At 52.7% G+C, this 13,792-nt stretch carries 11 protein-coding genes and 1 riboswitch; of the genes, 4 read left to right on the top strand and 7 right to left on the bottom strand.

The features are described 5' to 3' along the window. Positions 1-68: 68 nt before the first annotated feature. Positions 69-2,453 (bottom strand): ribonucleoside-diphosphate reductase subunit alpha, encoded by a 2,385-nt coding sequence (locus C8N40_RS01715; protein ID WP_108210069.1) that lies wholly within the window; start codon positions 2,451-2,453, stop codon positions 69-71. Positions 2,454-2,821: 368 nt separating this feature from the next. Beyond that, entirely contained in the window at positions 2,822-3,781 is a 960-nt protein-coding gene (locus tag C8N40_RS01720) for a ribonucleoside-diphosphate reductase small subunit (RefSeq protein ID WP_108210070.1), read from the bottom strand. 647 nt (positions 3,782-4,428) lie between these two features. Here C8N40_RS01720 and rplU point away from each other — a divergent pair. The 4 genes from rplU (at position 4,429) to metF (ending at position 10,427) form a co-directional block, all read left to right on the top strand. Beyond that, positions 4,429-4,737, top strand: coding sequence for a 50S ribosomal protein L21 (rplU, locus tag C8N40_RS01725; protein WP_092101475.1), 309 nt, complete (start codon positions 4,429-4,431; stop codon positions 4,735-4,737). A 70-nt stretch (positions 4,738-4,807) separates the two neighbouring features. Continuing rightward, positions 4,808-5,077, top strand: coding sequence for a 50S ribosomal protein L27 (rpmA, locus tag C8N40_RS01730; RefSeq protein WP_108210071.1), 270 nt, complete (start codon positions 4,808-4,810; stop codon positions 5,075-5,077). A 257-nt stretch (positions 5,078-5,334) separates the two neighbouring features. Further along, positions 5,335-5,439, top strand: a riboswitch (SAM riboswitch). A gap of 70 nt (positions 5,440-5,509) precedes the next feature. Beyond that, a complete protein-coding gene (gene metH / locus C8N40_RS01735) occupies positions 5,510-9,229 on the top strand; it encodes a methionine synthase (RefSeq protein WP_108210072.1) in 3,720 nt (1,239 codons plus the stop codon). Positions 9,230-9,470: 241 nt separating this feature from the next. After that, a complete protein-coding gene (metF, locus tag C8N40_RS01740; protein ID WP_108210073.1) occupies positions 9,471-10,427 on the top strand; it encodes a methylenetetrahydrofolate reductase [NAD(P)H] in 957 nt (318 codons plus the stop codon). A 27-nt stretch (positions 10,428-10,454) separates the two neighbouring features. Here the strand turns inward: metF and C8N40_RS01745 are convergent, their stop codons facing one another. The 5 genes from C8N40_RS01745 to C8N40_RS01765 form a co-directional block, all read right to left on the bottom strand. Then, positions 10,455-10,925 carry a GNAT family N-acetyltransferase gene (locus tag C8N40_RS01745; protein WP_211318024.1) on the bottom strand — a complete coding sequence of 157 codons (471 nt, stop codon included), beginning with the start codon at positions 10,923-10,925 and terminating at the stop codon, positions 10,455-10,457. Further along, on the bottom strand, positions 10,926-11,870 hold the full coding sequence (ctlX, locus tag C8N40_RS01750; protein WP_245904946.1) for a citrulline utilization hydrolase CtlX: 945 nt from the start codon (positions 11,868-11,870) through the stop codon (positions 10,926-10,928). Positions 11,871-11,873: 3 nt separating this feature from the next. After that, positions 11,874-12,644, bottom strand: a complete 771-nt coding sequence (locus tag C8N40_RS01755; RefSeq protein ID WP_108210074.1) for a cyclase family protein — start codon at positions 12,642-12,644, stop codon at positions 11,874-11,876. Between the two features lie 79 nt (positions 12,645-12,723). After that, positions 12,724-13,137, bottom strand: coding sequence for a hypothetical protein (locus C8N40_RS01760; protein WP_108210075.1), 414 nt, complete (start codon positions 13,135-13,137; stop codon positions 12,724-12,726). A 189-nt stretch (positions 13,138-13,326) separates the two neighbouring features. Beyond that, complete coding sequence (locus C8N40_RS01765) at positions 13,327-13,734, bottom strand: hypothetical protein (RefSeq protein ID WP_108210076.1); 408 nt, start codon at positions 13,732-13,734, stop codon at positions 13,327-13,329. Positions 13,735-13,792: the final 58 nt, after the last annotated feature.

Below are 13,792 nucleotides of genomic sequence, written 5' to 3' on the forward strand. Positions count from 1 at the left end.
AGGGAGAGTATAAGAGAAGAGTTAGGGAAAAGAAGAAGGAGGGCACACTACCCTCCTTCTTTAGTTATTTACGATCCGCAAGCTTCGCAAGCGTCTGGGTTGTCTAGCGAGCAAGCCATGTCGTTGCGGTTTTGGTCTTGTTGGTTGTAGACCGGCGAAAGGGTTTCGGCGGCTTGTTTCTCTACGGTAAACTTAATGGCGTCTACAGCGGCTTTGGTGCGCAGGTAGTACATACCCGTCTTAAGGCCCTTCTTCCAGGCGTGGAAGTGCATCGAGGTCAGCTTGCCGAAGTTTACGTTCATCACGTGCAGGTTCAGTGACTGGCTCTGGCAGATATAGGCGCCACGGTCGGCACTCATATCGATAACGGTACGCTGGCTGATTTCCCAAACCGTTTTGTACAGGTCCTTGATGTTCTGCGGGATGTTGGGTATATCCTGAACAGAACCGTTAGCCGCGATGATATCATTTTTCATCTTATCGTTCCAGATGCCCAGGTTAATCAGGTCGCGCAGCAGGTGCTTATTCACCACCATAAACTCACCGGACAGTACGCGGCGCAGGTAGATGTTGGAAGTATAAGGCTCAAACGATTCGTTGTTGCCCAGGATCTGCGCGGTAGAGGCGGTAGGCATCGGCGCTACCAACAGTGAGTTGCGCACACCGTGCTTCACCACTTCCTGGCGCAGGCTGTCCCAATCCCAACGGCCGCTCTCCGGTGTTACGCCCCACAGGTCAAACTGGAATTTGCCTTCCGACAGCGGAGAACCCTTGAAGGTCTCGTATGGGCCCTGCTTCTTCGCCAAATCCTTAGAAGCGGTCATGGCCGCAAAGTAGATGGTCTCGAAGATATCCTTGTTCAGTCCGCGTGCCTCCTCGCTCTCGAACGGCATGCGCAGGTGAATAAAGGTATCGGCCAGTCCCTGCACACCCAAGCCAATCGGACGGTGGCGCAGGTTAGAGTTCTGAGCCTCTGGTACCGGGTAATAGTTGATGTCGATAACCTTGTTCAGGTTAACCGTGGCATGGTAGGTTACATCAAACAGCTTCTGGTGGTCGAAGGTCTTGTTGCCATGCTCGTCCTCTTTTACAAAGCGAGGCAGCGCCAGCGAGGCCAGGTTACACACGGCAATCTCGTCCTTACTGGTGTACTCCATAATCTCGGTGCACAGGTTCGAGCTCTTGATGGTGCCCAGGTTCTGCTGGTTAGACTTGCGGTTGGCGTGGTCTTTATACAGCATGTATGGGGTACCGGTCTCGATCTGAGACTCCAGGATATGGAACCACAGGTCCTGCGCTTTCACGGTTTTGCGGGCGCGGCCCTCGCGCTCATACTTCTCGTAGAGGCGCTCAAAGTCCTTGCCCCAGCACTCGCCCAGGCCCGGTGCTTCGTTCGGGCAGAACAGGCTCCAGTCGCCGTTTTCCTCCACGCGTTTCATAAACAGGTCTGGCGTCCAGAGGGCGTAGAACAGGTCACGGGCGCGGTTTTCTTCCTTGCCGTGGTTCTTCTTCAGCTCCAGGAAGTCGAAGATGTCGGCATGCCATGGCTCCAGGTAAATGGCGAAGGCGCCTTTGCGCTTGCCACCGCCCTGGTCCACGTAGCGGGCCGTGTCGTTGAACACCTTCAGCATCGGGATGATACCGTTAGAAGTGCCGTTGGTGCCCTTGATGTAAGAACCAGTGGCACGCACGTTGTGGATGCTCAGGCCAATGCCGCCGGCGCTCTGCGAGATCTGCGCGCACTGCTTCAGGGTATCATAGATGCCCGGAATGCTGTCGTCCTGCATGGTGAGCAGGAAGCATGAGGAGAGCTGCGGCTTCGGTGTACCAGCGTTAAATAATGTTGGGGTGGCGTGTGTAAACCACTTCTCGGACATGAGGTTATAAGTCTCAATGGCAGATTCGATGTCCTCCTTGTGGATACCCACGGCCACACGCATCAACATATGCTGCGGGCGCTCCACAATCTTGCCGTCCAGGCGAAGCAGGTAAGAGCGCTCCAGGGTCTTATACCCGAAGTAGTCGTAGTTGTAGTCCCGGTCGTAGATGATGGTGGAGTCGAGCAGGGCGGCGTGCTTGCGGATGATCTCATACACATCCTTGGCAATCAGCGAAGCGTTCTCCCCGGTTTTAGGGTCTGTGTACGTATACAGGCGCTTCATGGTGTTGGAGAACGACTTGCTCGTAACCTTGTGCAGGTTAGAGATCGCAATGCGTGCAGCCAGCACAGCATAGTCCGGGTGCTTGGTGGTGAGCGAGGCAGCTGTCTCAGCGGCCAGGTTGTCCAGCTCCACGGTGGTCACGCCATCGTAAATGCCGTCAATCACCTTCTTGGCCACCTCAATCGGCGACACATAGTCCATGTGCAGCCCATAGCATAGCTTCTCGATTCGTGCGGTAATCTTGTCGAATTTGACGGACTCGCGTCTGCCGTCGCGTTTAACTACTAACATAGCGTATACAATTAGCGGGTGTCAAATGCCCGGGTGGTTAATAAAATATACTGGTGTATTAAAAGCCGCTGCTGCTGCAGCAGGTGGTTATACTTTAAAAAGGGTGCACCTCCGGCTATACGCCTATATAGGTATAAGCCGTTGCAGTACAATCAATTATGCGTAAAGCCAAATGCTTTTGCAATTATAGGGGATTAAGGCTCCCCTCAAGTGGCGGAAACGCCGCTAAGGTTCCGGTTGCGGTGGTGCGGTCGCCTCTAATGCTTCTACTGCCGCCCGGTACTTTGGTAAATAAGGTAAGTTTAGGTGGGAAAGAGGAAATAGCTTTCTCCCTTTGGCCACCTAAACTTACAAAGGTTTATTTAATCTTAAAAGTCTTCGTCCAGGCTAAAAACGTTTTTGTCTTTGTCGCTCAGCACACCAGCTTTCTGGTACTCGCCCACGCGCTTTTCGAAGAAGTTGGTCTTGCCTTGCAGCGAGATCATCTCCATAAAATCGAATGGGTTCGTGGAGTTGTAGATCTTGCTGTAGCCCAGCGACACCAGCAGGCGATCGGCCACAAACTCGATGTACTGGCTCATCAGCTTGGCGTTCATGCCGATCAGGTCCACCGGCAAGGCGTCGGTTACGAACTCCTGCTCAATGCTCACCGCATCGCGGATAATCTCGTGCACGCGCTCCTGTGGCAGCTTGTTCTGCAGCATAGAGTAGAGCAGGCAGGCAAAGTCGCAGTGCAGGCCTTCGTCTCTGGAGATGAGTTCGTTGGAGAAGGTCAGGCCTGGCATGAGGCCGCGCTTCTTCATCCAGAAGATGGAGCAGAACGAGCCGGAGAAGAAAATACCCTCCACGGCAGCAAAGGCAACCAGACGCTCGGTAAAGTTTTCGCTCTCGATCCAGCGCAGCGCCCACTCCCCTTTTTTCTTCACGGCAGGCACGTTCTCCAGCGCGTTGAACAGGAAGTCCTTCTCGCTTTGCTTCTTTATATAAGTGTCAATAAGCAGCGAGTATGTTTCGGCGTGGATGTTCTCCATCATGATCTGGAAACCATAGAAGCAGCGTGCCTCCGGTATCTGCACTTCGTTCATGAAGTTGATAGCCAGGTTCTCGTTCACGATGCCATCAGAGGCTGCAAAGAACGCCAGCACGTGGCTGATGAAATGGCGCTCGCCATCGTTAAGGCCTTCCCAATCCTTCAGATCTTGGCCCAGATCAATCTCCTCGGCTGTCCAGAAACTGGCCTCCGCCTTCTTATACATCTGCCACACCTCATCATGCTGTATTGGGAACAGTACAAAGCGGTTTGGGTTCTCTTTCAGTATTGGCTCCATAATCTTTTAAATAAGTGTTTTATTGATTGAAGGGGTAAGCTAGCTTTTAGCTTAGAAAACACCCCGTTAAAATTCTGGCTAAGCCGGGAAGCCGGTCGACTCCCGTGTAATATCCTGACTTCAAATATATAGAAATGAACTTGATTTGCGGGGCGAAAGTTGTTCAATTTATGCACAACCCTCTACAGCGCTGCAAAGGCCGTTTTTAAGTGTAACCAACATGGTTATCCACATTCATTTCAACATATATATATTATCGATGATATTAGTATAGGTAAATATCATGCGGGCAGGATACAAATGCATGCTGCGTTGGCTCATTTGCCTGTGTAAATATGGTGAAACGAGTGTAAAGACGCATGTTAAGTTTTTACATAATAAGGAGTGGCGCTATAGATGTACGGTTGCTCTCAGCTGCATTGTGGAAAAGTGTAAAAGCGGGATTATGCGTTAAGCGACTGAGGTAAAACTGTTTATGCGAATACTTGGAGAAGCGCATAGTTCTATATGTGGATATGCACATGCTTTTCCACATACCTGGGTAAGGCAAGTATAACGGGGAACAATTTGTTATACAAGCCATTGCAAATATCAAAATGAAGCCGTACTTTTGCGGACTAAATATTTTTAAACATACATTGAAGCTGATGTACGCAATTGTAGAAATCGCAGGTCAACAGACCAAGGTAGAGAGCGGTAAGTTCATCTACGCTAACAAGCTTTCCGGCAATGAGGGTGACGCCGTAGAGTTCACCAATGTTCTTCTAACTGACGACAACGGCACAATCACCGTTGGTGCTCCTTTCGTGGACGGTATCAAAGTTACCGGCAAAATCCTGGGTGAGGCCAAAGGCGACAAGGTATTTGTTTTCAAGAAGAAGCGTAGAAAAGGGTATAAGAAGTCTCGCGGTCACCGCCAGCAGTATACCAAAGTTCTTATCGAAAGCATTGGTTAAGTAGTAAGAAGAAATTAATCGTAGAACCTTTTGGGATAGGTAACTAACCCAATTAAATAGTTAAAAGAAAATGGCACACAAAAAAGGCGTTGGTAGTTCCAATAACGGCCGCGAGTCGCACTCTAAACGACTGGGTGTTAAGATTTACGGTGGCCAGGAGATTATTGCTGGTAACATCATTGTAAGACAAAGAGGTACTGCTCACCACCCAGGCAAAAACGTGGGTATAGGCAAAGACCATACGTTGTTTGCATTGGTTGACGGCGTTGTAGAATTCAGAAAGAGCGTGAAAAACCGTTCTTACGTTTCTGTAATTCCTAAAGTAGAGGCAGAAGCTTAGTTTTAAGCCTTGCTGATAGATAAAAAAAGGGATGCCATGCCGGCGTCCCTTTTTTTATTAAATTTAAAGAAACAGCAACCATCAAAAATCACTGGCGTATAAGAAGACAAAGAGGTTATAGTTAAAAAATTAAACCTCTTCTAGAAAAGGGATGCATTAGCGTCCCTTTTCGCATTTTAAGGCTGCTCGTATACAAAGTATGCCCCTGCAGGCGCAACAAAACTTTATTTTCTGCGGATAACCTGTATATTTGCATTCTCTTATCAAGAAAGACTGAGGGATAGGGCCCGACGACGTCTTAGCAACCATGTATAAAGCTTGGTGCTAACTCCCTCCTGGCGCATTGCCAGGGAAGATAAGATTGCTCCTGCCTTAGGTGTCCTTCTTGATAAGTTATGCGAGAGACTTATACAGAGAAGGGGAACACCAGCCATGACCAAAACACATCCGATTTATACTTTGCTGCAGGAGCGCGTGCTCGTGCTCGATGGCGCCATGGGCACCATGATTCAGCGTTACCAGCTTACCGAGGCCGATTTCCGTGGCGAGCGCTTTAAAGATCACCCATCCGACCTGAAAGGCAATAACGACTTGCTTTCCATCACCCGCCCGGATGTAATCAAAGCCATTCATACCGAGTACCTGGAGGCTGGCGCCGATATTATCGAAACCAACACCTTCAGCGGCACGAGCATTGCTATGGCCGATTATAAACTGGAACACCTGGTGTACGAGCTTAACTACGAGTCGGCCAGGATTGCGCGGGAGGCGGCAGATGAGGCGGAGGCCAAAGACCCAGCCCACAAGCGTTTCGTGGCCGGCGCCATCGGTCCCACGAACCGCACGGCCTCCCTTTCCCCGGATGTGAACAACCCCGGCTATCGCGCCATCACCTTCGACCAACTGGTGGAAGCCTACTACGAGCAGGTGCGCGGCCTGGTAGAGGGCGGTGCGGATATACTGTTAGTGGAAACGGTGTTCGATACACTCAACTGCAAGGCGGCCCTTTTTGCCATTCAGGAGTTTGTGAACAACGGCGGCAAAGAACTGCCCATCATGGTATCCGGAACTATTACTGATGCCAGTGGCCGTACGTTATCAGGCCAAACCGTGGAGGCTTTCTGGAACTCCATCTCGCATGCGCCTATACTTAGCGTGGGCTTTAACTGCGCCCTGGGCGCCCGGCAGCTGAAGACGCACATCCAGGAGCTTTCGCGCATCTCTGACTGCTACATCAGCGCCTACCCGAACGCTGGTTTACCAAACGCTTTCGGCGGCTACGACGAGACGGCCCAGCAAATGGGGGCTATCGTGGAGGAGTACCTGAAGGAAGGACTGGTAAACATACTGGGTGGTTGCTGCGGCACCACGCCCGCGCACGTTAAGGTTATTGCAGAGCTAGTGCGCAAGTATAAACCACACGCTCCCTCCCCGGTTGCCCCTCTCCCACGCTACAGCGGCCTCGAGCCCCTCACCATCACCTCCGATACGCTTTTCGTGAACGTAGGCGAGCGCACCAACGTGACCGGCTCCAAGATGTTTGCCCGCCTGATTGTGAATGGCCAGTTCGAAGAGGCGCTTGCCGTTGCTCGTCAGCAGGTAGAAGGCGGCGCGCAGATCATCGACGTGAACATGGACGAAGGCATGCTTGACTCGGAGCAGGCCATGACCAACTTCCTAAACCTGATTGCCTCCGAGCCTGATATCGCCAAGCTGCCGATCATGATCGACTCCTCGAAGTGGAGCGTGATTGAGGCCGGACTCAAGTGTGTGCAGGGAAAAAGTATAGTGAACTCCATCAGCCTGAAAGAAGGCGAGGAAGCCTTTAAGACGCTTGCGAGGAAAGTACGCCAGTATGGTGCCGCCGTGGTGGTGATGGCGTTTGACGAAACAGGCCAGGCCGATACGCTGGAACGCAGAAAAGAGATCTGCGAACGTTCCTACCGCATCCTGGTAGACGAGGTGGGCTTCCCGCCGCAGGACATCATCTTCGACCCGAACATCCTGGCTATTGCCACCGGCATAGAAGAGCACAACAACTACGCGGTAGATTACATTGAGGTAGTGAAATGGATAAAGGCCAACCTGCCGCACGCGCAGGTCAGTGGCGGGGTGAGCAACTTGTCCTTCTCCTTCCGCGGCAACGATGTGGTGCGCGAGGCGATGCATACCGTGTTTTTATACTATGCCGTGCAGGCGGGTATGGACATGGGCATCGTGAACGCGGGTATGTTGGGCGTGTACAGCGAAATCCCGGTGGAGCTGCGCGACCTGATAGAGGATGTGATCTTTAACCGCCACCCGGATGCCACCGAGAAACTGGTAACTTACGCTGAAACCGTAAAAGGCAAAGGCAAAGCAGCCACAGCAGCCGATACTGCCTGGCGCGAGGCTCCGGTAGAAGCACGACTGGAGCATGCGCTGGTGAAAGGCATTGTTGATTTCATTGAAGAAGACACCGAGGAGGCCCGTCAGAAGGCAACTAAAACGCTGGACGTAATTGAGGGGCCGCTGATGGCAGGCATGGGTGTAGTAGGTGATTTATTCGGTGCCGGCAAGATGTTTTTGCCGCAGGTAGTAAAGAGCGCCCGCGTGATGAAGAAGTCAGTGGCTTACCTGTTGCCGTTCATGGAGAAGGAGAAGCTCGCTTCCGATACATCCAAGTCCACGGCGGGTACTATTCTGATGGCCACCGTGAAAGGCGACGTGCACGACATTGGTAAAAACATCGTGGGCGTGGTGCTGGCCTGCAACAACTACGAGGTGATAGATTTGGGCGTGATGGTGCCGCTGGATAAGATCCTGTCAGAGGCCGAGGCGCACAAGGTGGATATCATCGGCCTGAGCGGCCTGATCACGCCGTCGCTGGACGAGATGGTATACGTGGCGCAGGAAATGGAACGCCGCGGCATGAAGATTCCGCTGCTGATTGGGGGCGCCACCACTTCCAGGGTGCATACCGCCGTAAAGATTGCGCCGCAGTATAGCGGGCCGGTTATACACGTGCACGATGCCTCCAGAAGCGTAACGGTGGTCAGCAGCCTGCTGAGCAGCGAGCGCGATAGCTACATTGCCGAAATAAAGGCAGAGTATGAGAAGCTGCGCGCAGACCACCTGGGCCGCACCAAAGACCGCGCTTTTGCCACGATAGAAGAAGCCCGCGCCAACAAGTATAAAGTGGATTGGAACGCTACGAAGCCAACCAAGCCAAGCTTTATCGGCAAGAAAGTATACCACAACTTCCCGCTCGCAGAGATTGTGCCCTACATCGACTGGACGCCGTTCTTCCATACCTGGGAGCTGAAGCGCCAGTATCCACGGATTTTGAGCGATCCGGAGTTGGGCACCGAGGCAACAAAGCTGTTTAATGATGCACAGCAAATGCTGCAGGAAATCGTGGACAAGCAGTTGCTGGAAGCGCGCGCGATAGTGGGTTTCTATCCTGCCAACGTGGCGGCCGACGACACAATTGAAGTATACGCCGATGATTCACGTGGAAACGTGCTGACCGAATTCCATACCTTGCGGCAGCAGGGCAAGAAGGGCGCGAACGTGCCAAACCTGGCCTTCTCTGATTTTGTAGCGCCAAAGGAAACCGGCGTTCAGGATTATATTGGTGGCTTTGTGGTGTCGGCGGGGTTTGGCATTGAGAAGTTGCTGGAAAAGTATGAAGCCGAGCACGACGACTATAAATCCATCATGGTAAAAGCCCTGGCCGACAGGCTGGCAGAGGCCTTTGCCGAACTGATGCACGCCAAGGTTAGGAAAGAGTTGTGGGGCTACGCACCGGAGGAAGACCTGACCAACGAAGACCTGATTAAAGAGCAGTATAAAGGCATCCGGCCGGCACCAGGTTACCCGGGCTGCCCGGATCATACCGAAAAAATCACGCTGTTTAACCTGCTGGATGCAGAAAGGGAGTCGGGGATTATACTTACCGAGAACCTGGCCATGTACCCGGCGGCATCGGTGAGTGGTTTATACTTCTCGCATCCGGAGTCTAAGTACTTTGGGCTTGGAAAGATTGGCGAAGACCAGGTAGCCGACATCGCGCAGCGCAAAGGCATGACCAAAGAGGAGCTGGAGCGCTGGCTCTCGCCAAACCTCAACTACGAGCCAAAGCCGGTTAACCTCACCCCGGCCCTCTCCTAAAAACAGGAGAGGGAGCTTACACTAACCCTTTTCTTTTGTCATCCTGAAAGGATCTTGCGGGAAGGGAGGTTAAGCAGAAGCCATGAAGCTTGTACGGTTGCTAAAGTAGTAACAAGTTTCCTTCCTTAGACTAATGAGAACGTGAGTTCGAAGGTAGCAAGAGTAGCTCTGAGGGGTTAGGGGTGGTTGGACCCGGTAAAACCAACAAGTCAAAAGTTAGGCAATTTAATATCGACATAACTTGAAAGTTACAGACCACTTCAAAAACGCGAACGGCAAAACGCTCTTCACCTTTGAAATACTGCCGCCGCTGAAGGGCGAGAACATGAAAACCCTGTTCAACCACATCGACCCTTTAATGGAGTTTAAGCCACCGTTTATCGACGTGACCTACCACCGCGAGGAGTACGTGTACAAGCAGCGCGAAAACGGGTTGCTGGAGAAGCGCACCACACGCAAGCGCCCCGGCACGGTAGGGATTTGCGCGGCCATACAGAACCACTACCGGGTAGACACCGTGCCGCACCTGATTTGCGGGGGCTTTAACAAGGAGGAAACCGAGAACGCGCTGATAGACCTGCACTTTCTGGGGATAGACAATGTGCTGGCGCTGCGTGGCGATTGTGTGAAAAGTGAGCAGCGCTTTGTGCCGGAGCCCGGCGGCCACAACTACGCCACCGAGCTGATTGAGCAGGTAGCGAACATGAACAATGGCGTTTACCTGGATGACGAGCAGGCCTATCACAACGGCACGGACTTCTGCATCGGGGTAGCCGGTTACCCTGAAAAGCACTTCGAGGCACCGAACATGAAATCGGACCTGCGCTGGCTGAAGAAGAAAATAGAGCTGGGCGCGGATTACATCGTAACGCAGATGTTTTTCGATAACCAGAAGTACTTTGACTTTGTGAACCGCTGCCGCGAAGAAGGTATCACAGTGCCGATCATCCCGGGGCTGAAGCCGATGACTACCAAAACGCAGCTGACCTTGCTGCCGAGCCTGTTCCACATCGAGATTCCCTGCGCCCTGGCCGAGGCCATTGAGGACTGCCCGGATAACAAAGCCGCAGCGCAAGTGGGCGTGGAGTGGGCGATCCAACAATCAAAAGAGCTGATGGAGTTCGGGGTGCCGTGCCTGCACTACTACTCCATGGGCAAATCAGACTCGGTCAGAAAAGTGGCCGAAGCGCTCTTTTAGCATGTACACCTTAAACAACTAAACTACCTAAGGCTGGGGCTGTAGCTCCAGCCTTAACTTTATCCGGTCGGTGCATGGCAGGCCGTTTTCAAAAATTGGCTCCGGGTAGGTGCGCAGGAAATATCCTTTGTCTATACTTGCTACCCTAAAGCCGCAGCGCTGGTAAAGCGCCAGGGCCGGTAAGGAACTGTTGCCGGTGCACACCAGCAGTTGTTTTATACTTTGTTCTCTTGCCCAAGCAACAGCAAACTCCACTAGCTTTCTGCCAATCCCCTGCCCCTGGTGCTGCGCATCCACGGCCACGTTTCTGATCTCGGCTAGCTGGCCTTGTGGTTGTAGTACCAGCACGCCCACTATCGCTCCTGCCTTTTCCGCCACAAAAGTATGGCTCTGATGGATGTAGGAAAGTATAAGCTCCTCGCTGGGGTCGGCGAGCAGGAGCAACGGCACCGGCAACGGTTCACCAGGCGCCAGGGCACGTATCTGCATCGCGGTCATTTATACTTGTGTGGGCTTGAAGATCTCGGCAATCATGCAGCGCACGCTGCCACCGCCGCAATGCTCTATCAGGTGTATCGGAGAGTGCAGCAGGTGGTCGCTGTGTTTTTTGAGTTTCTCCAGCTGCTCGTCTGTTAGCGAAGTATAAGCCGCTTCTGACATGACCAGTATACTCTCGTTTTGCCGATTACGCAGTTGCAGCATGTTCCCGGCGTAATGGTTGTGAATTTGGCTGGCGGTAAGCTCGATGAGCTCCTTGCCGGTACTCTCCAGTTGCCTGCGCAGCTTCTCCCGGTCTGTAGCATTCACCACATCCATACTCGTTACGGCAAAAGTATCGCCGATGCAGAGCATGACATTCGTATGGTAGATCGGCTCACCGGTTGGGCCGTAAGCCTGAAAAATATACGGTTTATACTTTAGCCTGTCGCAGAACTCCTGCAGCGGCTCTTGCTCTGTTCTGGGCGATAAGGCGGCGTAGGCAATTCGATGCACCCGGTCCAGAACCATGCTGCCGGTGCCTTCCAGGAACTTCGACTCAGGTTTATCTTCGAAGTGCTCCAGCCGTACGTGCTCCCGATAGCCATACTTGCGCGCCAGGAAGTTGACCACATCCTGGCGGCGCTCTCCGCGGCGGTTAACGGGTGCCATGGGGTAGGTTACCAACCGGCCGCTTTGGTGGGTGGAGAGCCAGTTATTTGGAAAGATAGAATCCGGAGTGCAGGAGTTCTCCACATCCTGAATTACGTTTACCTCCACACCCGCCTGCTGCAGTTGCCGCACCAGCTGTCGGAACTCCTGAAGCGCCCTGGCCTGCACTTCTGCTGGCGCCATCTCTTCGGCCTCTCTTTGGAACTTGTTGGTGACAGCGGCAGCGGGGTTGTAGCAGAAGTTAGTCGGCTCCGTCATCAGAATGGTATCGGTGGTCTGTTTTATACTTGCCATAGGCTACAGTGCCCTAATTGCAGGCGACAAAGTATAAAGTATGGGTTTGCTGGGGCTGGCGTCTAGCTGCAGGCTGGCAATCTGCAGGTTGAGCAAGTATAAACCGTCTGCAATGTAATCCGGCACATAGATGAGCTCGGTAATGGTGGCGCCGCAGCGGGTGTTCTCCGGGTACTGCCAGAAGGCGTGGTGGCACAAGAGCTTTCCCTCGTCCAGCTCCCGGTCTACGGAGGGCAGGTCTAAGAGTAGATGCTGCACCTCTTCCTCGGCCAGATACTGGCCGATGGTATGCTCTAAATATGGAGGGTTGGTGCCGGAGTAGTGGTGGGTGAGCTTGTCGTCGGAGTTTGGCAAAGTGCGAAGTATAACGGCTTCGGGTTTTATACGTTGCAGTTGCTTTCGCACATCCTCCAGCAGCACTACCTCATCCCCGTTTTCCTGCTTTTGGGGTTGCACGGTTATCAGCTGGGCCACAAACAGGAAGCGTTTCAGGCAATGGTGAATGGTGGCGTTCTCGTCAGCGGAGATATGGCCGTAGCACTCGGTGTGGGTGCCGTTGCCGTGCGGTGTCAGGTGCACGCGCTTGTAGTTGGTGCTGCCGCCCTCTGCCACCGAGCCCACAAAATCCCCCACCCGGATAACATCAAAAGCTACCGGCTCGGCCCAGAAGCACTCCGGCTGCGGCTGGCGGTCGTGCAGCGGCATCGAAATGTCCAGCGGCAGCAGCAGGTTAAAAGTATAGGTTTGGTTGTGGTAAGTGATGGTGGCTTCCATAGGTTCGTGCGCAGGCTTTTGGCAAGTATAGCAGAAAATCCGGAGAGGCTTCTGTTCCCACCCTTAAAATGTGCGTTCCTTACTCTTCCAGCAGCCAGCTAACAGCCTCCTCTTCCGACTCAAAATCCTGAATCTCGTAGGTAAGCTCTTCTGCAGCATCTGCTCTGGTTACCACCGACACCATGGCCAGCTTTTTGAACAGGTCATCGGGCATCACGCGGGCCATTTTTTTAAGGGAAGTATGGGAGAACAGATCGTAGTAGATGTTGGAGAGCCAGTCCTTTGTTTTAGGGCTGATAACGGACACGTTTTGTGCATTCATCAGCATTTTCTCCGCTTTCCTGGAGGTGACAATCGCATGCGACCTCATGGACTCTACCACAAACTGCTCGTCTTCCACCGGGCGCAGCCACTCCGTTCTGACCAGCGCAAGCGCATCGTCAGCCTCTATCTTAAAATCATCTGAGAGGAAAACCGTTCGTAACTGCAGCATGAGCGCTTGTGTTTCGGTGTATGGCTACATGTTGATACGGAGCCAGTTAACTTAAGTGACGGCTAAGCTGCTGCTTCATCAGCAGCTTCGGTGCGTTCTGGACGGGCAGGCAGGGTTCCCCTGCTTCAGAAGGTATAATCCCTTCACTGATGGCGGCTATGCTTTGGGGCGCTGAAAGTATACTCGTTGCTAGTCTTCCAGTAACCAGCGAACAGCTTCCTCTTCGGAGGAAAAGTCGCGGATTTCGTAGGTAAGTTCGGTGGTTGCGTTGACGCGGGAGAGGACAGAGGCTAGTGTCAGTCTTCTGAAGATGTTCTCTGGCAGTACCCGCGCCATCTTTTTTACAGGCGTGTGGCTATACAAATCATAGTAGATGTTCGCAAGCCAGTCCTTGGTTTTGGAACTAACGCTGGGTGCCTGCTGCGCGTTTACCAGCGTTTTCTCAGGTTTCCTGGCGGTGACAATTGCATGGGCTTTCATTGCCTCAAGCACAAACTGCTCATTGTCTACATCCCCCAGCCATTCCGCCCTGAGGTAGGCCTGCGCATCATCGGCCTCAATTTTGAGATAATCTGATAGATAAATTGTTTGCAACATGGTTCCTAAAGCTTTAAAGTGAGGCTACCCCTATCTGCTAAATACGGAACACCCAAAA

The organism is Pontibacter mucosus (assembly GCF_003054055.1).
Taxonomy (GTDB): domain Bacteria; phylum Bacteroidota; class Bacteroidia; order Cytophagales; family Hymenobacteraceae; genus Pontibacter; species Pontibacter mucosus.